Source organism: Micromonospora sp. DSM 45708 (assembly GCF_039566955.1).
In the GTDB taxonomy this organism is placed as follows: Bacteria; Actinomycetota; Actinomycetes; order Mycobacteriales; family Micromonosporaceae; genus Micromonospora.
In genome coordinates this window covers 833,855-853,467 of record NZ_CP154796.1, presented here as the reverse complement: position 1 = coordinate 853,467, position 19,613 = coordinate 833,855, and the positions used below count along the sequence as shown (strand labels likewise).

At 73.8% G+C, this 19,613-nt stretch carries 18 protein-coding genes, 1 tRNA gene and 1 pseudogene; 9 read left to right on the top strand and 11 right to left on the bottom strand.

What is annotated here, in order from left to right; all coding sequences use genetic code 11:
- Positions 1-2: 2 nt before the first annotated feature.
- Positions 3-2,135, top strand: a complete 2,133-nt coding sequence (locus VKK44_RS04155) for a transglycosylase domain-containing protein (RefSeq protein WP_343445512.1) — start codon at positions 3-5, stop codon at positions 2,133-2,135.
- Between the two features lie 40 nt (positions 2,136-2,175).
- Here VKK44_RS04155 and VKK44_RS04150 read toward each other — a convergent pair whose 3' ends face one another.
- Positions 2,176-3,606 carry a cobyrinate a,c-diamide synthase gene (locus VKK44_RS04150; protein ID WP_343445511.1) on the bottom strand — a complete coding sequence of 477 codons (1,431 nt, stop codon included), beginning with the start codon at positions 3,604-3,606 and terminating at the stop codon, positions 2,176-2,178.
- 139 nt (positions 3,607-3,745) lie between these two features.
- Here VKK44_RS04150 and VKK44_RS04145 point away from each other — a divergent pair, with 139 nt between their 5' ends.
- Positions 3,746-4,576 (top strand): SURF1 family cytochrome oxidase biogenesis protein, encoded by an 831-nt coding sequence (locus VKK44_RS04145; RefSeq protein WP_343447656.1) that lies wholly within the window; start codon positions 3,746-3,748, stop codon positions 4,574-4,576.
- A gap of 25 nt (positions 4,577-4,601) precedes the next feature.
- Here VKK44_RS04145 and VKK44_RS04140 read toward each other — a convergent pair whose 3' ends face one another.
- Together VKK44_RS04140 and VKK44_RS04135 are read right to left on the bottom strand one after the other, a co-directional pair.
- Positions 4,602-6,185 carry an ATP-dependent DNA ligase gene (locus VKK44_RS04140; RefSeq protein ID WP_458351602.1) on the bottom strand — a complete coding sequence of 528 codons (1,584 nt, stop codon included), beginning with the start codon at positions 6,183-6,185 and terminating at the stop codon, positions 4,602-4,604.
- 202 nt (positions 6,186-6,387) lie between these two features.
- Entirely contained in the window at positions 6,388-6,594 is a 207-nt protein-coding gene (locus tag VKK44_RS04135) for a hypothetical protein (protein WP_091571646.1), read from the bottom strand.
- A gap of 252 nt (positions 6,595-6,846) precedes the next feature.
- On the opposite strand from VKK44_RS04135, the gene VKK44_RS04130 reads away from it, so the two are divergent.
- Complete coding sequence (locus VKK44_RS04130; RefSeq protein WP_343442779.1) at positions 6,847-8,109, top strand: ISL3 family transposase; 1,263 nt, start codon at positions 6,847-6,849, stop codon at positions 8,107-8,109.
- A gap of 142 nt (positions 8,110-8,251) precedes the next feature.
- Here the strand turns inward: VKK44_RS04130 and VKK44_RS04125 are convergent, their stop codons facing one another.
- Positions 8,252-9,613: a dipeptidase gene (locus VKK44_RS04125; RefSeq protein WP_343445510.1), complete on the bottom strand. Its 1,362-nt coding sequence runs from the start codon at positions 9,611-9,613 to the stop codon at positions 8,252-8,254.
- Positions 9,588-10,288: pseudogene (locus tag VKK44_RS04120) on the bottom strand (uridine kinase family protein); the annotation flags it as partial. The gene VKK44_RS04125 and the pseudogene VKK44_RS04120, both read right to left, overlap by 26 nt.
- Positions 10,289-10,398: 110 nt before the next feature.
- On the opposite strand from VKK44_RS04120, the gene VKK44_RS04115 reads away from it, so the two are divergent.
- Positions 10,399-10,800 (top strand): rhodanese-like domain-containing protein, encoded by a 402-nt coding sequence (locus tag VKK44_RS04115; RefSeq protein ID WP_343447654.1) that lies wholly within the window; start codon positions 10,399-10,401, stop codon positions 10,798-10,800.
- An 85-nt stretch (positions 10,801-10,885) separates the two neighbouring features.
- On the opposite strand, the gene VKK44_RS04110 is transcribed toward VKK44_RS04115, so the two are convergent.
- The 3 genes from VKK44_RS04110 to ssb form a co-directional block, all read right to left on the bottom strand.
- Positions 10,886-12,430 carry a cobyric acid synthase gene (locus VKK44_RS04110; RefSeq protein WP_343445509.1) on the bottom strand — a complete coding sequence of 515 codons (1,545 nt, stop codon included), beginning with the start codon at positions 12,428-12,430 and terminating at the stop codon, positions 10,886-10,888.
- Complete coding sequence (locus VKK44_RS04105) at positions 12,427-13,479, bottom strand: CobD/CbiB family cobalamin biosynthesis protein (protein ID WP_458351601.1); 1,053 nt, start codon at positions 13,477-13,479, stop codon at positions 12,427-12,429. Before VKK44_RS04105 ends, VKK44_RS04110 begins: the two co-directional genes overlap by 4 nt.
- 111 nt (positions 13,480-13,590) lie before the next feature.
- Positions 13,591-14,436, bottom strand: coding sequence for a single-stranded DNA-binding protein (gene ssb / locus VKK44_RS04100; protein ID WP_343445508.1), 846 nt, complete (start codon positions 14,434-14,436; stop codon positions 13,591-13,593).
- A 286-nt stretch (positions 14,437-14,722) separates the two neighbouring features.
- Here ssb and VKK44_RS04095 point away from each other — a divergent pair, with 286 nt between their 5' ends.
- Positions 14,723-15,148 (top strand): HPF/RaiA family ribosome-associated protein, encoded by a 426-nt coding sequence (locus tag VKK44_RS04095; RefSeq protein ID WP_343445506.1) that lies wholly within the window; start codon positions 14,723-14,725, stop codon positions 15,146-15,148.
- Positions 15,149-15,315: 167 nt separating this feature from the next.
- Positions 15,316-16,341: an alpha/beta hydrolase gene (locus VKK44_RS04090; RefSeq protein WP_343445505.1), complete on the top strand. Its 1,026-nt coding sequence runs from the start codon at positions 15,316-15,318 to the stop codon at positions 16,339-16,341.
- Positions 16,342-16,397: 56 nt separating this feature from the next.
- Here the strand turns inward: VKK44_RS04090 and VKK44_RS04085 are convergent, their stop codons facing one another.
- Complete coding sequence (locus VKK44_RS04085; RefSeq protein WP_343445504.1) at positions 16,398-17,132, bottom strand: hypothetical protein; 735 nt, start codon at positions 17,130-17,132, stop codon at positions 16,398-16,400.
- A 169-nt stretch (positions 17,133-17,301) separates the two neighbouring features.
- On the opposite strand from VKK44_RS04085, the gene VKK44_RS04080 reads away from it, so the two are divergent.
- Both VKK44_RS04080 and VKK44_RS04075 read left to right on the top strand, forming a co-directional pair.
- Positions 17,302-17,374 (top strand) — tRNA-Arg (locus VKK44_RS04080).
- A gap of 344 nt (positions 17,375-17,718) precedes the next feature.
- The gene (locus tag VKK44_RS04075; RefSeq protein WP_343445503.1) at positions 17,719-18,534 is read left to right on the top strand and encodes a superoxide dismutase; all 816 of its coding nucleotides are present in this window, start codon (positions 17,719-17,721) and stop codon (positions 18,532-18,534) included.
- Here VKK44_RS04075 and VKK44_RS04070 read toward each other — a convergent pair whose 3' ends face one another.
- A complete protein-coding gene (locus tag VKK44_RS04070) occupies positions 18,535-18,801 on the bottom strand; it encodes a hypothetical protein (RefSeq protein WP_343445502.1) in 267 nt (88 codons plus the stop codon).
- Positions 18,802-19,085: 284 nt separating this feature from the next.
- Here VKK44_RS04070 and VKK44_RS04065 point away from each other — a divergent pair, with 284 nt between their 5' ends.
- Positions 19,086-19,322, top strand: coding sequence for a winged helix-turn-helix domain-containing protein (locus tag VKK44_RS04065; RefSeq protein WP_343445501.1), 237 nt, complete (start codon positions 19,086-19,088; stop codon positions 19,320-19,322).
- A gap of 17 nt (positions 19,323-19,339) precedes the next feature.
- Here VKK44_RS04065 and VKK44_RS04060 read toward each other — a convergent pair whose 3' ends face one another.
- A complete protein-coding gene (locus VKK44_RS04060) occupies positions 19,340-19,612 on the bottom strand; it encodes a hypothetical protein (protein ID WP_343445500.1) in 273 nt (90 codons plus the stop codon).
- Position 19,613 lies beyond the last annotated feature (1 nt).

Below are 19,613 nucleotides of genomic sequence, written 5' to 3'. Positions count from 1 at the left end.
CCGTGAGCAATCGACCCCTTGCGTCCGCCGGTCGTGCCGTGCCCCTTCTCCGTGCCGGGCTGATCGCCGGCATCGTCGTCGCCGCCGCGTTGTACCCGATGGCCGCCGTCACCGGCATCGGCGCGAAGGCCACCGCGCACGCCGTGGAGCAGAAGACGGACATCCTCAAGACCGCGCTGCCGGCCGAGACGTCGTACCTGTACGCGCCCGACGGCCGGACCGTGCTGACCATGTTCTACGAGGAGTACCGGCAGTACACCAAGATCGAGAACATGTCGCCGAACATCCAGCAGGCGATCGTCGCCGCCGAGGACAACCGGTTCTACCAGCACCACGGCGTCGACCCGAAGGGCGTGGCCCGCGCCTTCGTCTCCAACGCCCGCTCCGGCGGCGTCTCCCAGGGCGCCTCGACGCTCACCATGCAGTACGTCCGGATGGCGCTGCGGGACAGCGCGAGCACGCCGAAGGAGGTCCAGGAGGCCACCCAGCAGACCAGCCTGCGCAAGGTCAAGGAGATGCGCATGGCGCTCGACATCGAGAAGCACCTGAGCAAGGAGCAGATCCTCGAGCGCTACCTCAACTCGGCCTACTTCGGCCACCGGGCGTACGGCATCTACGCCGCCTCGCAGATCTTCTTCTCCAAGACGCCGGCCACGCTCACCCCGGTCGAGGCGGCCACACTGGCCGGGCTGGTGAAGTCCCCCTCCGAGTACGACCCGATCACCTCCGACCAGAAGGACGCCACCGGCCGACGCAACTACGTGCTGGACAACATGGCCCGCCTCGGCTACCTGTCGCCGGACGCCGCCGCGGCGGCCAAGGGCCAGCCGATCAAGCTGAAGCTGACCGACCCGCCGAACGACTGCGCCGCGATCGACGACGCGCACCGGAGCTGGGGCTTCTACTGCGACTACCTGAAGAACTGGTGGAGCGCGCAGCCCGCGTTCGGCGAGAACCGCCTGGAACGGATGGACAAGCTGCGCCGTGGCGGCTACCGGATCGTGCTCGCGCTCGACCCGAAGACGCAGGCGGCGGCCGAGAAGAACGTGGGCGCCAAGGAGAACACCGGCAGCCCGTTCGCCAACGGCATCGTGGTCGCCGAGCCCGGCACCGGGCGGATCAAGGCGATGGCGGTGAACCGGAACTACTCGCTCGACCTGGCCGAGAACCCGAACAGCTCCAACCCGGAGGCCGGCCCGAAGGTCAAGGCGAACTACCCGAACACGGTGGCGCCCCTGCTCGGCGGTGGGACGCTCCCCGGCTACCAGGCCGGCTCGACGTTCAAGATGTTCCCGATGCTCGCCGCGCTCAACGCCGGGATGCCGCTGTCCACCGCGTACGACTCGCCGTACAAGTACCAGTCGGCGATCTACAACGGCTGGGCGCCGTCCAACGCCAGCGCCGCGATGACCGGCCGACAGACCATGTGGTCCGGCTTCGGCAAGTCGGTGAACACCTACTTCGTCCAGTTGGAGGAGAAGGTCGGCGCGGACGCCGGGGTGCGCCTGGCCGAGCAGCTCGGGCTGCGCTGGCGCACCGACGTGGACAAGAACCAGGCGTCGCCGGCCAACGCGAGGAAGTGGGGCGCGTTCACGCTGGGGGTCTCCGACGCCACCCCGCTGGAGATGGCGAACGCGTACGCGGCCGTCGCCGCCGACGGGCGCTACTGCGAGGCGATCCCGGTCAACGCGATCATGAACCGGGACGGCACGCCGGCCACCTGGTCCACCCCCGGCGGGGTGCAGCGCGAGGTGGCCAAGCCCCGGTGCCGTCAGGTGGTCAACGCGGACGCGGCCCGCGCCGCCACCGACGCGGCCCGCTGCCCGACCGGCGACACCCCGGCCAAGGGGAGCTGCGGCGGCTGGTCGACGGCGGACAGCGTACGAGGGACGGTCGGCCGGCCGGTCGCCGGCAAGACGGGCACCACGGACAGCACCCGGTCGGCGTGGTTCGTCGGCTTCACGCCGGAGCTGGCCGCGGCGAGCTTCATCGCCGATCCGGACAACCCGTTCAACGCGGTGGGTGACGGGCAGTCCCAGATCCCGGTGAACGCCGTCGCCGAGACGCTGCGCGACGCGCTGAAGGGCCAACCGACGCGCCAGTTCACCCCGCCGTCCGACCAGATCGTCGGCTGACCGCACGCCGACCACCCGACCGCCCGGGGGTGCGCCCGGGTTAGTTGATCAAGGAGTTTGCGCCTGGGATCGCCTGATCCCCGACGCGAACTCCTTGATCGACGTCGGGGTGGACAGCGGCGGGCAGGGCGGCGGCCACCAGCCGCTCGGCGATCCCGGGAAGCGCGGCCCAGTGCGGCACGAGCTGCGAGGCGTGCACGCCGTGGCGGACGAAGCCCTCGGGCGTGCCCCCGCCCCACTGCCAGGCCGGCCGGTCACCGGCCCGCGGCGTGAGCACCGCCGCGTGCTGCTTGTGCCCGGTCACCGTGACCCCGGCCGACGCCACCACGCTTCCGGTGACCGCGGTCGCCTCCCGGTAGCCGACCACCAGGCCGTCCCGGACCGTGCCGACCGCGTCGAGCACCCCGCACATGGGCATGCCGTCCAGCTCGCGGGCCAGCCAGAGCAGGCCGGCCCCCTCGGCGACCACCGGACGGCCGGCGCGGGCCAGCTCCGCCACCGCGATGCAGAGCCGGCGGTTGGTGGAGAGCTGCTCCGCGTACGCCTCCGGGAGCCCGCCGCCGACGACCAGGGCGCGGGCACCGGCGGGCAGCGCCTCGTCGCGCAGCGGGTCGAACGTGACCACCTCGGCGCCGGCGGCCCGCAGCAGCTCGGCGGTCTCCGGATGGCTGTAGCTGCCGGCCGGGCCACCGGCCAGCGCGACCACCGGGCGTTCCGCCGACGCGGGCGGGCCGTCCGCCGGGCCGGGCGACCAGGGCTCGACGGTGAGTGCGGGGGCGGAGCGGGCCAGTGTCAGCAGCCGGTCGAGGTCGACGGTGGCGGCCACCGCCTCACCGAGCCGGCGCACCCCGCGCTCGGCCTCGGCGTCGCCGCGCACCACCGGCGCGGCGCCGTGCCGGCGGGCGGGCAGCACCGGGGGCAGCTCGTGCCGGCGCAGCGCGCCGTAGACCGGCACCCCGACGTCGTCAAGCGCCTCCCGCAGCAGCGTCTCGTGCCGGGGCGAGGCCACCCGGTTGAGGATCACGCCGCCCAACCAGAGCTGCTCGTCGTAGGCCCGGAAGCCGTGCACCAGCGCGGCCACCGACTGGCCCATCGCGGCCACGTCCACCACCAGCACCACCGGACTGCGCAGCGCCGTGGCGACGGCGGCGGTGGACTCGCTCTCCGGCCGGCCGGCGACCGAGTCGTAGAGCCCCATGGTGCCCTGCACCAGCGCGAACCCGGCCCCAGCCGCACCGTGCGCGAAGAGCGGGCCGATCCGCTCCGGGCCGACCAGCCGCGGGTCCAGCGAGCGCCCCGGCCGGCCGGCGGCCAGCCCGAGGTACGCCGCGTCCACCTGGTCCGGGCCGACCTTGAACCCGGCCACCGGGAGCCCCCGGTCGGCGAGCGCCGCGAGCAGGCCGAGGGAGAGGGCACCGGTGCCGTGCCCCGAGGAAGGCGCGCTCAGCACGACGCGCGGCACGTCGGTCATCATCGACTCCTGGATCCTCCGGGGTGATTTCCGCCCGCGTGACCATACCCGTCCGGTCCGGTCCGCGACGGCCGCCCGGCGCCCCGATCACCACCGGCAACCGCGAGTGGCCCCGCTCATACGGGTAGCCTTGACCACCGTGTACCGGTTCCTGCTGACCCCGCGCTGGCTCGGCTACCTGGCGCTGACCCTGGTGGCCGCCGCGGTGATGGTGTTCCTGGGCAACTGGCAGCTGGACCGCTACCACGGGCGGACCGCGGTCAACGAGCGGATCGACGCCGGCGCCACCATGACACCCGCGCCGCTGCGTGACGCGCTGCCCGCGCCGACCGGCGGCCCGGGCAGCGCGGGTCCGGCCCCGGCGGAGCGCCTCACCTGGAGCCGGGTCACCGCCACCGGCCGCTACGACAGCGCCAACATCGTCCTGATCCGCGGCCGGACCCTCGACAACACGGTCGGCTTCGAGGTGCTCACGCCGCTGGTGCTCGCCGACGGCACCGCGGTGCTCGTCGACCGCGGCTGGATCCCGCCCGTCCCGGGCGCCGGCGCGACCGTCCAGCCCCGGGTGCCGGTGGCGCCGGCCGGCGAGGTGACCGTCACCGGCCGGGTGGTCGGCAGCGAGAGCGGCGGCGGCGCGGTGGCCCGGCGCGACGGCAAGCTGGAGGCGCGCCGCATCGACATCGCCCGCCTGGCGAAGCAACTGCCCTACCCGGTGACCGGCGGTTACGTGCTGCTGGACGGCCAGACGCCGGCCGCCGACCCGGTGTTCCAGGCGGTGCCGATCGGGCACACCAACAACTGGCAGAACTTCGGCTACGTGTGGCAGTGGTGGATCTTCGCGGTGATGAGCCTGGTCGGCTACGGCTGGGTGGCGCGCCGGGAGGCCCGCCGGCGGGCCGGCCTGGACGGCCCGCGCGTGCCGGTGGACCGGGCCGCCGAACCGGCTGCCGCCGAACCCGCCGCCCCCTGAGCCCGGGTCAGCCCGGCCCGCCGGGTCAGCCGGTGACCCGGCCGGCGTGGATCGCCCGGACCGCGTCGATCGTGTCCGCCTCGGCGGCGGTCTTGTCGTCCCGGTAGCGCAGCACCCGGGCGAAGCGCAACGCCATCCCGCCCGGGTAGCGGCTGCTGGTCTGCACCCCGTCGAAGGCGATCTCGACGACCTGCTCCGGCCGCACCCGGACCACCCAGTCGCCCTTCTCCACGGCCAGCGCCAGGAAACGCTCGGTCTGCCAGCGCAGCAGCTCGTCGGTGAGCCCCTTGAACGTCTTGCCGAGCATGACGAACTCGCCGGTGCCCGGGTCACGGGCGCCGAGGTGCAGGTTGGACAGCCAACCCTGACGCCGGCCGCTGCCCCACTCGACCGCCAGCACCACCAGGTCGAGTGTGTGCCGGGGCTTGACCTTGACCCAGGCCGCGCCGCGCCGCCCGGCGTCGTAGGGCGCGGCCGGGTCCTTGACCACCACACCTTCCTGGCCGGCGTCGACCGCCGCGGCGAACACCGCCGCGGCCTGCGCCGCGTCGTCCACCTCCACGCGGCCGACCAGCAGCGCCGGGTCGACCGCACGGGCCAGCGTCGCCCACCGCTCCCGCCCGGGCAGGTCGATCAGGTCGGCGCCGTCGAGGTGCAGCAGGTCGAAGAAGTACGGCGTGAGCACCGGCTCGCCGGCGCGCTCGGCGGCGGCCAGCACGGCCGGCGCGACCGGGCTGCGGCCGGTGGTGCTGGGCGTGGTGCGCCGGGCCGCGTGGCTCGACGTCTGCTGGAACGGCAGCGGCCGGCCGGCGGCGTCCAGCCCGATCGCCTCGCCGTCGAGCACCAGCTCGCGGGCGGGCAGCGCGCGGACGGCGGCCACCACCTCGGGCAGCCGGCCGGTGATCTCGTCGAGGCTGCGGGTGAACACCGCGATGTCCTGGCCGGAGCGGTGCACCTGGATGCGGATGCCGTCGAGCTTGACGTCGACCACCGCCGGGGTGCCGGTGGCGGTGAGCGCCTCGTCGACCGAGGGCGCGCTCTGGGCCAGCATCGGCGCGAGCGGGCGGCCCACCTGGAGCCCGAACCCGGCCAGCGCGGTGGCGCCGCCGGTGAGCGCCGCGACCGCCACCGCCCGCAGGTCACCGGCGAGCAGCAGGGCCCGCCGGACGACAGTGACCGGCACCTCGGCGGCCCGGGCCACCGCCTCGGCGAGCAGGCCGGCCTGGGCGCCCTGGCGCAGCTCCCCCCGGAACAGCCCGACCAGGAGGCGTTGCTCGTCGGCGGTCGCGGCGGCGAAGAGCCGGCCGACCAGCTCCCGCCGCCGGGCCTGCGAGCCGGTGCCGCCGACCCGGGAGATCTCCTCGATCGCCGCGTCGACCCCGGCCACGGTCAGCATCGGCGCGTCGGCCGGTGGCGGCAGGTCACGCAGACCCGCCCAACCGACGCCGGTCTGCCGCTGGCGCAGCTCACCGGCGAGATAGCCGGCGCCGGCCGCGATCTCGGCCGGGTCGAGCCCGCGCAGCGCGGCGGCCAGCAGCTCCACCTTGGCCCGCCGGCCGCCGGTGGCGCCCACCGCGGCCGAGGTGGCCGCCAGCTCCGCGAAACGCACGCCCCACATCCTGCCAGTCACCTGCGACAGCGGGGCGCTTCCGGCGGCCCGGCACACCGCATCGGGTGCGCCGGACCGACCGGATCGCGCGGATCGCGGGACGCGCGGATCGCGCGGCGCGCGGATCGCGGGACGCGCGGATCGCGCGGCGCGCGGCCGAGCGCGCCGCCGAGCCGAGCGCCGCGGCCCGGCCCTTCGACGGTCAGGCCGAGACCGGCTCCTCGACGCGCAGGCCGCGCCCGCGCACGCCGTCGGCGACCCGGGTCAGCAGCGCGTCGAGGGTGACCAGCGTGGCGGAGAGCTCACCGAGCTGTTCCTTGAGCGTGGCCTCGGGCCACGCGGAGACGTCGACGTCCCCCAGAGCACGGACGGCGGCCTGGAGCCGCGCCATCTCGTCGTTCGTACGCATGTTCGAGAGGCTATAACACCCGGCCGACCGACACACCGCAAACTCCGACATCCATCCCGAAGTTACGGTTCCGACACCGGGCGCACCGCGACGGGGCAATGAGGCGGTCGGAAAGCGATATACCGCAGCGGCATAATTATGGGTCTTGTGACGTGTTTGTGGGTGGTTGGGCGCGTCGTTGATGGCGCACGCCGTTGTCCTGCCTAGGTTCTGGCTTGTCGAAGGTCAGAACTGAGTGGGCGGGGCAACGGCGTGCGTTCGGTAAGGGTATGGGCTCGGTTGTTCGGGGTCGAGCAGGCGGTGGTGGAGGGTGTCGAGTTCGATGCGGTCGAGCAGGTGGTGGTGGCTCGGGTGCGGGTGGCTCGGGGTGCTCGGCGGCGGTGTCCGTTTTGCCGGCGGCGGTGTCCTGGTTATGACGCGGGGGTGCGTCGGCGGTGGCGGGCGTTGGATCTGGGGGTGGTGCGGGCGGTGATCGAGGCCGATGCGCCGCGGGTGTCGTGTCGGGTGCATGGGGTGGTGGTCGCGGCGGTGCCGTGGGCCAGGCATGGGGCGGGGCATACCCGGGCGTTCGATCAGGCGGTGGCGTGGTTGGCGGTGCACGCGGCGAAGTCGGTGGTGTCGCGGTTGATGCGGATCAGTTGGCGCACGGTGGGTGCGATCATCGCGCGGGTGTGGGCTGATAGCGGCGCAGCGGTGGATCGCCTCGACGGGTTACGTCGTATCGGTATCGACGAGGTCAGCTACAAGAAAGGCCACCGGTATCTGAGCGTGGTGGTGGATCACGACACCGGCCGGCTGGTGTGGGCCGCTGCGGGCAAGAGCGCGGCTACGTTGCACGAGTTCTTCGACCTGCTCGGACCCGAGCGGGCAGCCGCGATCACCCACGTGTCGGCTGACGGCGCGGACTGGATCACCACCGTGGTGCGCCGTCGTTGCCCGAACGCGGTGCGCTGCGCCGACCCGTTCCACGTCGTGGCCTGGGCCAGCGACGCCGTGGACCGAGTCCGCCGGCAGGTATGGAACGCCGCCGCCGGTCGGGGAACAGGCCGTCGCGGTGTCGCCGTCGGCGAAGCGCGGCTGGTGAAGAACACCCGCTGGGCGTTGTGGAAGAACCCGGACAACCTCACCGGCGCACAACGGGCCACCCTCGACTGGATCGCCAAGAACCACCCCCGCCTACACCGAGCCTGGGCCCTCAAAGAAGGCCTGCGCTACGTGTTCACCCTGGCCAAAACCAGCCCCACCACAGCGGTCCAAGCCCTCGACCAATGGATCGGCTGGGCCCGCCGCAGCCGCATCGACATCTTCGTCGACCTGCAACGCCGCGTGGTCCGCCACCGCGACGCCATCATCGCCTCGCTCGAACACGGCCTGTCCAACGGCCGCATCGAATCCGTCAATGCCAAGATCCGCCTCATCACCCGGATGGCCTTCGGCTTCCACTCACCCCACGCCCTCATCGCCCTAGCCCTACTCAGCCTCGGCGGCCACCGCCCCCAACTCCCCAACCGATGACCCACACATCCAGCACAAAATCCATAATTATGACTGCCAGGCATATCGCTTCCGACCGCATCGTCCCGCCCTGCCGTCACCCACCGTCACGGAAGCCGGCGACGACACCCGCCGTGCCGACGTCCACCGGGCGGCCCGCCGGTCAGGCGCGGCCCGCCTCGGCCACCTTGGCCAGCAACAACGCCTCGGCCAGGCAGACCCGGGCGAACTCGCCCAGGTGCAGGCTCTCGTTCGGCCCGTGCGCCCGGGCGTGCGGGTCCTCCACGCCGGTCACCAGGATCGCCGCCCGCGGGAACATCTCTTGGAACGTGGCGATGAACGGAATCGAGCCACCCACCCCGATGTCGACCGGGTCGGTGCCGTCCCAGGCGCCCCGGAACGCGGCGCGCGCCGCGTCGAACATCGGCCCGCTGGCGTCGATCACGCACGGTGCGCCGTCGTGCTCGAACGTCACCGTCACCTGCGCGCCCCACGGCGCGTTCCGCTCCAGGTGCGCGGTCAGCGCGGCGTACGCCTTCTTCGGGTCGTCGCCCGGCGCCAGCCGTACGCTCAGCTTCGCCTTCGCGGCCGGGACCAGCGCGTTCGGCGCCTCACCGGTGGCCGGCGCGTCGATGCCGAGGATCGCCAGCGCCGGCTTCGTCCAGAGCCGGTCGGTGATCCGGCCGGTACCGAACAACCGCGCGCCGTCGACCAGGCCGGCCTCCGCGCGGAACCGGTCCTCCGGGTAGTCGACGACCGCGCCCTCGCGGCCGGCCAGGCCGTCCACCGCGACGTCACCGGCGTCGTCGTGCAGCGTGCCGAGCAGCTTCACCAGCGCGGTCAGCGCGTCCGGCACGGCCCCGCCGAACATGCCGCTGTGCACCGCGTGGTCGAGCGTGCGCACCTCCACGAAGCAGTTGACGATGCCGCGCAGCGAGGTGGTCAGCGCCGGCACACCGACGTCCCAGTTGGTGGAGTCGGCGATCACGATGACGTCCGAGGCCAGGTCGTCACGGTGCTCGGCGAGCAGCCGCTCCAGCGAGTCCGAGCCGTACTCCTCCTCGCCCTCGATGAACAGCACCACGCCGACCGGGAGCCGGTCGCCGAACGCGCGCAGCGCGGCGACGTGCGCCATGATTCCGGCCTTGTCGTCGGCGGCGCCCCGGCCGTAGAGGCGGCCGTCGCGCTCCACCGGCTCGAACGGGTCGGACTCCCACAACGACAGGTCACCGACCGGCTGCACGTCGTGGTGGGCGTAGAGCAGCACGGTGGGCGCGCCGGGCGGGGCCGCCTTCGTCCCGATCACCGCCGGCTGGCCGCCGGAGCGGACGATCCGGGTGTCGAGGCCGCAGCCGCGCAGCAGCTCCGCCACCGCCTCGGCGGAGCGCTCCACGTGCGAGTGGTCGAAGCCCTCGAAGGCGATGCCCGGGATGCGGACGAGTCGTTCGAGGTCGGCACGGACACCGGGCAGTTCCCGCTCGACGGCGGCCCGCACGTCGGACTCGGAGATGATCGGAGTGGTCATGACCGGAATCGTATGCCGGCCTTACCCGACCACGCCCTCCCAGCCCGGTCGCCGGCCGAACCGCACGTAGTAGCGGTCCGCGTCGTGCGGCAGGTCGGGCGCGCCGTCGACCACCAGGTCCACCGCCGCCGCGGTGCCGTCGGCGGTGAAGTGCGCCCGCTCCCCGGCGTGCCAGCGACGCAACTCCGGCAACACCTGGGCGCCGTCGCGGGCCAGCGCCCGGGCCAGCCGCAGCTCGGCCGGCGCGGTCACCAGCACCGACAGCGTCAGCTCGGGGCGCACCGCGGCGCGCGCCGCGCTCACCCCCTCGACGATCAGCACCGGCCCGGCCGGCACCGGCACCACCCGGTCCAGGAAGCGACGGCGGACCCAGCTGTACCGGCGGTGGCCGCCCGCCCGCCCGGCGCGCACCGGGCCGAGCACCCACTCCTCCAGGCGGGTCCAGAACGTGAGCTGGTCGTCCCAGCCGTCGAGCAGGTCGTCGGTGCGGACCAGCGGTGGCCGGACGCCGCCCGCAGCCGCCGCGAACGCGTCCGCGAGGCGCGTCGCGAACACGCTCTTGCCCGCGCCGCTCGGCCCGTCCACCGCCACCAGCCGGGTACGCCCCAACCGCGCCGGCCCGGCCAGCACCCGGCGGGCCAACCCGGCGTACGCCTCGACCACCTCGACGTTCACCCGACCGACGCTAACGTTCCCCCGTCCGCTGGATCCTGCGACCCGGCGGGCCGTTTCACCGGGCGGCGCGGCGACGTGATGGGCATGATCTGGGGGTGCTCCATGACGTGATGTGTCCGGGCGTCGACGCCCTCCTGGAACAGGCCCGCGCCGGCCTCCGCCGGCTCACCCCGCACGAGACCGTCGAGGCGGTCCGCAACGGGGCACTGCTGATCGACACCCGCACCGAGACGCAACGCCGCGAGGAGGGCGAACTGCCCGGCGCGATCGTCATCGACCGCACGGTGCTGGAATGGCGGCTCGACCCGGCCAGCGCGTGGCGCATCCCGGAGGCCACCGGGTACGACCGCGAGATCGTGGTCGTGTGCCGCCAGGGCTACAGCTCCAGCCTGGCCGCCGCCAGCCTCCAGACGCTCGGGCTGCGTCAGGCGACCGACATGATCGGTGGCGTGCAGGGCTGGCGGGAGGCCGGGCTGCCGATGTCCGACCGTCCGGCCGACGTACGCGTCTGAGCCACCCGCCGCCCGGTCGCGGCGGCCGACTGCCGTCGCGGTCGCCCGTTCGCGGCGGCCGGTGCCGGCGGCCCGACACGGCGGTTCAGTCGGGTGCGCCGGGTGGCACGAACGGCAGGTCCGGCGACGGACCGGCCTCGATCAGTCGCCACAGCGCCCCGGTGTCGAGATGCTCCTCCACCAGGTCGCCGAGCAGGTCCAGGGTCCGTTCCCGGGCCGCCGCGAACGACGTGTCCGGCGCGACCTTGAAGCCGGTCCGACCGGCCGCGCCGGCGACCTCGGTGAGGAACCGGCGGCGGAACGCGTCGGATTCGAAGGCGCCGTGCCAGTGCGTGCCGTACACCGCGCCGAGCCGGGCGCCCTCGCCGCTGCCGTCGGCGTACCGCAGCAGCGGCGGCAGGCCCGGGTCGGCGGCGGAGACCCGACCGTGGTGGATCTCGTACCCGTCCACCGGCACGTCCGTGTCGCCGGCCGCCGTGCCCTCGGCCCGGCGGACCGTCTTGCGCGGGTCGAACGTGACCTCGACCGGCAGCAGGCCGAGGCCGGGGACGCTGCCCCGACGGCTCTCCACCGGGTCGTGGATCGCCCGGCCGAGCATCTGGAACCCGCCGCAGATGCCGAGCAGCGGACGGCCGGCGGCGGCGTGCCCGAGGACCGCGTCGGCCAGCCCGGTCTCCCGCAGCCAGGCCAGGTCGGCGACGGTCGACTTCGAGCCGGGCAGCACCACCAGGTCGGCGGCGGCCAGCTCGGCCGGTTCGACGGTCAGCCGCACCCGGACCCCGGGCTCGGTGGCGAGCGCCTCCACGTCGGTGGCGTTGCTGACCCGGGGCAGTCGGACCACTGCCACGTCGAGCCACTCGGTGCCGCGCGGCGCCGTCGGCCGCCCGAGCACCCGCCCGTACGCGAGCGAGTCCTCCGCGTCCAGCCACAGGTCCAGCGCCCAGGGCAGCACCCCGTACGTGGGCCGGCCGGTGACCCGGTGCAGCATGTCCAGCCCGGGGCGGAGCAGCCCGAGATCGCCCCGGAACTTGTTGATCACGAAGCCGGCGACCAGCGCCTGGTCGGCGGCGTCGAGCAGCGCCACGGTGCCGAACATCGAGGCGAACACGCCACCCCGGTCGATGTCGCCGACCACGATCGCCGGCAGCGCGGCCTGCCGGGCCAGCCCCATGTTGACGTAGTCACCGGCTCGCAGGTTGATCTCCGCCGGGCTGCCCGCGCCCTCGCAGATCACCACGTCGTACTCGGCGCGCAGCTCGGCCAGCGCCGCGTACGCGGTGGCGGCGAGCCCGGGACGCAACGCGTGGAAGTTTCCGGCGGTCACCGTGTCGACCGCCTCGCCGAGCAGCACCACCTGGCTGGCGAGATCGCTGCCCGGCTTGAGCAGCACCGGATTGAAGCGCAGGTCGGGGGCGAGCCCGGCGGCGGCGGCCTGCATCGCCTGGGCCCGGCCCAGTTCGCCGCCCCGACCGTCCGGGCCGACCACGACCGCGGAGTTGTTGGACATGTTCTGCGCCTTGAACGGGGCGACCCGGACGCCCCGGCGGCGCAGCCAGCGGCAGATGCCGGCGGTGAGCACGCTCTTGCCGGCGTCGGAGGTGGTGCCGGCGACCAGCAGCCCGCCGCTCACCGCCCCCTCCCCCGGTTGGCGAACGATCCCGCCGGCGAAGCCCCGGCCACCGCCCGGCAGCCGGCCGCCGTGCGCAGCGCGGCCCGGCCAGCGGCGCCGGCCAACCGGCCCACCGTCACCGGGTAGAGCGCGGCCAGCCCGAGCGCGGCCAGCCCCACCGCGCCGGAGACCCGGGCGGCCCGCTTCAGGTGCCGCGCCTCCGGCCGGGGCCCGTCACCGAGGAACGGCCGCGTCTCCGAGCGACCGAAGTACACGTTGCGCCCGCCCAGCCGGACACCGAGCGCGCCGGCCATCGCCGCCTCGCACTGCCCGGCGTTCGGGCTCGGATGGTCGGCCCGGTCCCGCCGCCACACGTGCCACGCGGCGGCGCGGTTCCCGTGCGCCACCGGCGCGACGGCCACGGTGAGCAGCCCGGTCAGCCGGGACGGCACCAGGTTGAGCAGGTCGTCCAGCCGGGCGGCCGGGGTGCCGAAGCGGGCGTACCGGGGCGAGCGGTGGCCGACCATGGCGTCGAGCGTGTTCGCCGCCCGGTAGCCGAGCAGGCCGGGGAGCCCCGCGACCGCGCCCCAGACCAGCGGCGCGACCACCGCGTCGGAGGTGTTCTCGGCGACGGACTCGACGGTGGCCCGGGCCAACTCCGGTTCGTCGAGCGTCGACGGGTCCCGCCCGCAGAGGTGACCGAGGCGGGCCCGCGCGGCGGGCAGGTCGGCCCGGCGCAGCGCCCGCGCCATCACCCGGGACTCGTGCCGCAGCGTACGCCCGCCGAGCACCGTCCAGGTGCCGGCGGCCACCAGCGCGGCCCGCGCCGCCGGATGCCGTCGGGTGGCGCGCCCGGCGACGGCCCCGAGCAGCACCGGCGCACCGACCGCGAGCGCGGTGAACACGACGCCGGCCGCGCGGTCCGGGCGGTAGACCCGCCGCTCCAGCGCACCGGCGGCGCGGCCGAAGCCGGCCACCGGATGCCACCGGCGCGGGTCGCCGAGCAGCGCGTCGAGCGCGTAGCCCGCCACCAGCCCGGTCGCGTTCGCCATGGCGGTCGCCTGCCGCACCCGTCACCACCTCCGGCCGGCCAGCCTAGCCGCATCCGGTGGCGCGGGCGGACCGTGCCGCGGGGTGGCGACGCCGCCACCACCCCGCGTCCCCGTTGCACGGCCGGAGGCTCAGGCGGGCACCGGCGTACGCCGCCGGCCGCGACGGCCCGAGGCAGCCGCGCCACCCGACCGCGCAGCGCCCGACCCCGCGCCGGCCGTCCCGTCGTCGACCGGCAGCTCGACCTCGGCCAACTCGTCGTCCTCAGCCGGGGCCGGCTCGTCCCCCTCCTCGGCGGCCAACTCGTCCTCCTCCCCCGCCTCCGGTCCACCGGGCCGGACGTCCCCACCACCGGTCGGGCCGCCCGGCCGCGTGCCGTCGCCGGTCCCCGGGTCGGCGGGCCGGTCGTCGAACGGGTCGAGTTCGACCACCCGGTCCAGCGAGCCGGCGAGGCCGACCCGCGCCGTCGCGAACTCCGGCGGCGGGAAGTCGTCGTCGAACCGCCGGTCGTCGAACCGGGTCGGTGCCTGCGCGTCGGGCACCGGCTCGGTCGCCTCGCCGTGCACCCGCTGCTCCGCATCGGCGTCCTCGACCGAGCTGGTGGCCGCACGCGGCTGGTTGCGCAGGAAACGCGACCGTCCCCGGGACAGGTCGTGCCCGACCGCGACCGCCTCCAGCTCGTAGAGCGTGCGGTGGGTGCCGGCCTCGTCGACCCAGTCCCTGGTGTAGAGGCGGCCGGCGACGATCACCGGATCGCCCACCGCCACCGAGGCGGCCACCCCCTCGGCCAGGCGTCGCCAGCAGTTGACGCGGACCCGCAGGCTGTTGCCGTCGACCCAACGGCCGCTGTCCCGGTCGAGCCGGCGCGCGGTCGAGGCGACCTTGAAGTTGGCCACCAGCGTGCCGCTCTGCGTGGTCCGCCGCCACTCCGGCGCGGTCAGCACGTTGCCGACGATCGTGACGTAGGTATCGAACATCGCCCCTCCCAGGGATCGGCTTGTCCGGGAGAGCGTGGGCCGGGCCGGGCCGCCCGGACCACCCGCCGGCCCACGCCTGTGGATGACGGACCGCCTTGTGGACAACCGCCTGATCAAGGTCCCGGTCTGCTAGGCCGATGGCCCCTACGGCGTCGACCTGCGGCGGCACATGATCGGAAAGTGACCGGCGCGGGGCGTTCCGGAAGCACGCCGGTTGGGTAAGTACTTGATCAACCGAGAGAAAGGGAGCGCCGATGCTTCTCCGAGACGTCCGCGAGGCAGCGCGATGAGCGCCGTGGCGAACCCCGCGACCGTGGCCGAGTGCCTGCGCGTCGGCGCCGGGTTCTCCCAGGGCGACCGCAACTGGATCGCCGAGCAGTTCGGGACGCTGGACGCCCGGCTCGCCAGCTTCCACGCCGATGCCACCGAGCTGGAGGTGTCGGTCAAGGACCGCGAGGCCCGGGGCCAGAAGGTGACCCTGGAGTGCTGGGTCGCCGGCCGGCAGAAGATCGTGACCACCTCGACCGAGGAGGACCTGCACGCCGCGCTCAACGACGTCCGGGACGACCTGCGCCGCAAGCTCAACGACGCGAAGACCCGGCAGGAGCCGCGCAGCAACAAGCACCTGCGCCCGACGGAGCAGCCCGCGGCCGTCCCGCTCCAGGTCGGCGAGCACGAGGACGCCGAGCGCGAGGACGCCGAGACCGCCTGAGTTCCGCTGTGCCGCCCGCACCCCGCCGCCGCGCGCGCCCTGGTGCAAGGAAGGGCCCCCGCTTAACAGAGCTGTTAAGCGGGGGCCCTTCCTCTACCGAATGCGTCAAGAAGGGGCCCGCCTCGCACCCCTACCGCCGGGTAGCTCGGCGGCGTACCGTCGCGGTCGTGGAACCGGACGTGCTGGGAGCACCCTACGAGCGGCGCACCATCGAGTTGGGCACCGACGACGAGGGACCGGTGGTCGCGACCCTGGTCCGCCGGCGGGCCGACCGCCCGACCGGCCGCGCCGTGCTCTACGTGCACGGCTTCGTCGACTACTTCTTCCAGACCCACGTGGCCGACTTCTTCGCCGAGCGCGGCTGGGACTTCTACGCCCTCGACCTGCGAAAATACGGCCGCAGCCTGCTGCCGCACCAGACGCCGAACTTCTGCCGCGACCTGAGCGACTACTTCCCCGAGCTGGACGCCGCCGCGGAGATCATCCGCGCCGAGGAGGGGCACGAGACGCTCCTCGCCATGGGCCACTCGACCGGCGGCCTGATCATCTCGCTCTGGGCGGACGCCCGCCGCGACGCCGGCCTAGTCGACGGCATCGTGCTGAACAGTCCCTTCTTCGACATCAACGCCCCCTGGCTGGTCCGTCGACCCCTCGCCGCCGCCGTCTCCCGCCTGGGCCGTCGGGCGCCGCAGCGCATCCTGCCGTTCGGGCTCGGCACCGTGTACGGCGAGAGCCTGCACGCCGACCACCGCGGCGAGTGGCGCTACGACCTGGAGTGGAAGCCGCTCGCCGGGTTCCCGGTCCGGGCCGGCTGGCTCAACGCGATCCGCACCGGCCAGCGCCGGCTCCGGGCCGGGCTGGGCATCCCGGTGCCGGTGCTGCTGGCCTGCTCCACCCGCACCTTCCGGGGCACCAAGTGGCACGACAGCGCCACCGGTGCCGACGCGGTGCTCGACGTGGAGCACATGGTGCGGTGGGCGCCCCGGCTCGGCCGGCACGTCACCCTGGCCCGCTTCGACGGCGGGCTGCACGACCTCACGCTCTCCAGTCCCGCCGTACGCGAAAAGGTCTTCGCGGAGGTCGGGCGGTGGGCAGAGGGCTTCCTCCGGGTGGGCCCGACCGAGCCGGAGGCCGCGCCGCCGGCCCCGCGCCGGCCGGCCGACGAGCCGGCCGACGCCACCGCCGAGGGCTGAACCGGCGACCGACCCGACCCTCCCGTCGCCGGCTCGGCGCGGCCCCGCCGAACCGGTCAGCCGTCGACGACCTCGACGAGCGCGGACCGGATCCGGTCGAACGTGGCGACCGGATGCCCGCCGTCGTGGGCCGGCAGCAGCACACCCAGGCAGCGCGGCACCGGCCCGCCGTCCGGCCCGGCCTCGACCGCGAAGACGGGCGCGCCCACGTACCCGGCGGGCAGTTCGCTGGTCACCCGCACCGCGTCGCCGTGCCGGGCGACCCGCTCGGCCACCGCCTCCAACGGGCGTGACCCGTCGTCGGCGACGCCCAGGGCCAGCACGAACGCCGACCCGGGCGTCGCGCCGATCCGGGCCACCGCGTCGGCCGGCGCGGCGACCGCCTCGGTCACCTGCTGGGTACGCCAGCGCCAGCCCCGGTCGTCGGCGTAGCCGTGCAGCCCACCGGTGGGCATCGCGGCCAACCCCAGCTCCGGCAGGTGCAGCCAGTGGTCGGCGAAGCCGGTCAGCTCGATCGGCTCGTCCGCGCCCTCGGCCGGATCGGTGACGCTGGGCCGCAGCCCGATCTCCCCGTACGCCCGGTCGGTGAGCGCGTCGGCGGTGAGCAGCCACTCGTGCGCGATCTCCCCGTCGGCGGTGGCGCCGACCAGCTCGCTGTAGAAGAACGCGGTACCGACCGTGCCGGCCGGAGCCCCGGGTCCTGTCGCCCCGGAGACGGGCAGGATGGCCCGTCCGAGGTGCTGGCACAGCGCGAAGATGATCTCGTTTTCGGTGTCCTGGTCGAGCAGCATCCGCCGAGGGTACGGATCGAGGTGCGGTCGCCGGGCCGGGACCCGCCGGAACGGGGATGCCGGGCTGGGCACCGGCATGGCACGCTGGGCGGCGACGTGGACGCGCAGACCCGTACCCCCGGCCGGGCCAGGGCCGGCGGTACCCTCTTGGCGCGACGATCGTCGACGCGCGCCCGTAGCTCAGCGGATAGAGCAGGGGACTTCTAATCCCAAGGCCGCAGGTTCGAATCCTGCCGGGCGCACCGCTCCTTCTCGCTCCGATCGAGCCGCGTGGAGCTGTCCGTGGTGCGAGTCCCGCAGCCCGGCTGCCGCCCCCGCCCGATGTGGCCCACCTTGCCAGCAGCTCCGCCGGCGGCGGCGATCAGCAGGTTCGCCACACGCGTTCCGTGCAGCCACTCGTCCCGCAATGGTGAGGTGGCTCCGGCATTTGATCCACAGGTATCCATATATGTGTTCAGTCGCCTAGCGAAGGAGCACGACAGTGCACAGACGAACGCTCTTGGCCGCGGCCGTTGCCGCGCCCGTCGGGGTCGCCATCGGCGCGGCTCCGGCATCAGCCCACCCCGGGAACGGCCGATATCCCTCGGTGATCAACCTGCCGAACGGGTTCTGCCCGGAGGGCATCGCCCGCGGCACCGGCACGAAGATCTACGTCAGCTCCATGGCCGACGGTTGTATCTGGTGCGCCGATCTGCGCACCGGTCACGGGATGCTGCTCGTGCCGCCGGTGGCCGGCACCCAGGCGACGGGGCTGGCCGTCGAACGGGGCCGGATCTGGGCGGCCTGCGGCAAGATGGGCGGCGCGGCCGTCTACCGTGAGTCGACAGGCGAATGCCTGGCGACGTACGACTTCGGCGGTGGGTTCATCGACGGCGTTGCCGCCACGGACAAGGCCGTGTTCTTCACCGACTCGGAGAAAGCCAAGGTCTACTGCGTCGAGTTCGGCCGCCACGGGTCGCTGCCCGGACAGTCGGGCGTACGCGCGCTGCCGTTGCCGGCCGGGCTCGGTGACCCCGACGCCTGCAACACCGGCATCGTCGCCGCCTCGGCGGGCAAGCTCATCGTGGTGCAGGCCAGGACCGGCCGGCTCTACTGCTTCGACCCCCGCGCGGGCATGGCCGCCCGGATCAGCACGGGCGGCGTGTCGGTCGCCAACGGCGACGGCCTCCTGCTCCGGGGGCGCACGCTGTACGTGGTGCGCAACCGGAACAACGTGATCGCCAAGTTCCGTCTCAACGAGCAGCTCACCCGGGCCACGCCGGTCGACGTGATCCGTGACTGCGACCTCGACGAGCCGTCGGCTGTGGTTTCCTTCGGCTCAAGCCTGTACGCGGTCAACGCGCGGTTGTCCGTACCGGCGACTCCCGACACCACGTACTGCGTCGTACGGGTGCGCGACTAATCATTCCTTTGGACATCCGGCCGGGTTATCCCCGGCCGGATTAAAGGTGCGCATCCAGCCGGGCCTCAAGCCACCCTGCATCACGAAGATCGACCGCCGGGCGACGGCGTCGCCTCGCTCGTCGAGCTGGTAGCCGTCCAGCCAGATCCAGCCGTCGAAGGTCGTCCAGTCCAGGGCACGGATGAGGCGGAAGTCGAACGGCCGCACGAACTGAGGGCCTGCCGCTCGCGTGACGTGCAGCAGGTCGCCTGCCTTGAAGCCGCTCACGCCCTCTTGGCCTTCCGCCACGCGCGGATGCGGGCGACAGCCACCACGACGACCGGGCACCACCCTTCGCGACACCTGCCACACCTGCCCCGCGCACGATGGTGATCGAGCGTGTACCAGGCGATCTGGATGTCGAAGGGTGGCTCATCGTCTTCCTTGACGTACCGCCCCACGGCTACCTCCGGAGGTTTGGACTCCCACCCCGAAGGTAGACCTGTACGTCCTGTACGTCCATAGACGTAGCGGGAGCAAGTCGTCTAGAGACGTACAGGGAAGGTGACGTCATGAGCGTCGATCCGTTCTCCCCCACGCCGCTGTACGTCCAGGTGGCGGATTTGATCGCGAAGCAGATCGAAGCGGGGAAGCTGGAACCTCGGAAGCCGATCCCGAGCGAGTCTCAGATCCAGCAGACGTACGGCATCGCCCGGGGAACAGCTCGGCAAGCGGTGGCACTACTACGCGAGCGTGGCCTGGTCGTCACCGTTCCGCATCGAGGCACCTACGTCGCCTGGGAGTCGTGATCCCGAGAGTGCGACCGCTACTCCCGCAGGTAGCCGGTGACCGGGTCGATGTCCCGGAGGAAGGCGCGGATGGCCGCCTCCATCTCCGCCCGGGTCATCGCCGGTCCGGAGCTGGTGAAGCCGTAGTCGTGCGGCCCACTCAACCAGTCGAAGTCGTAGGCGGCGGGCCGCCCGACCCGCCTTCTGACCCGAAACTCCTGCCCGTCGACCGTCATCATGATCGGCTCGTCCAAGGTATGACGGGGTCCCACGTGCTCGGGCGCCAGGCCCGGCTCCGGTTCGGTCGACATA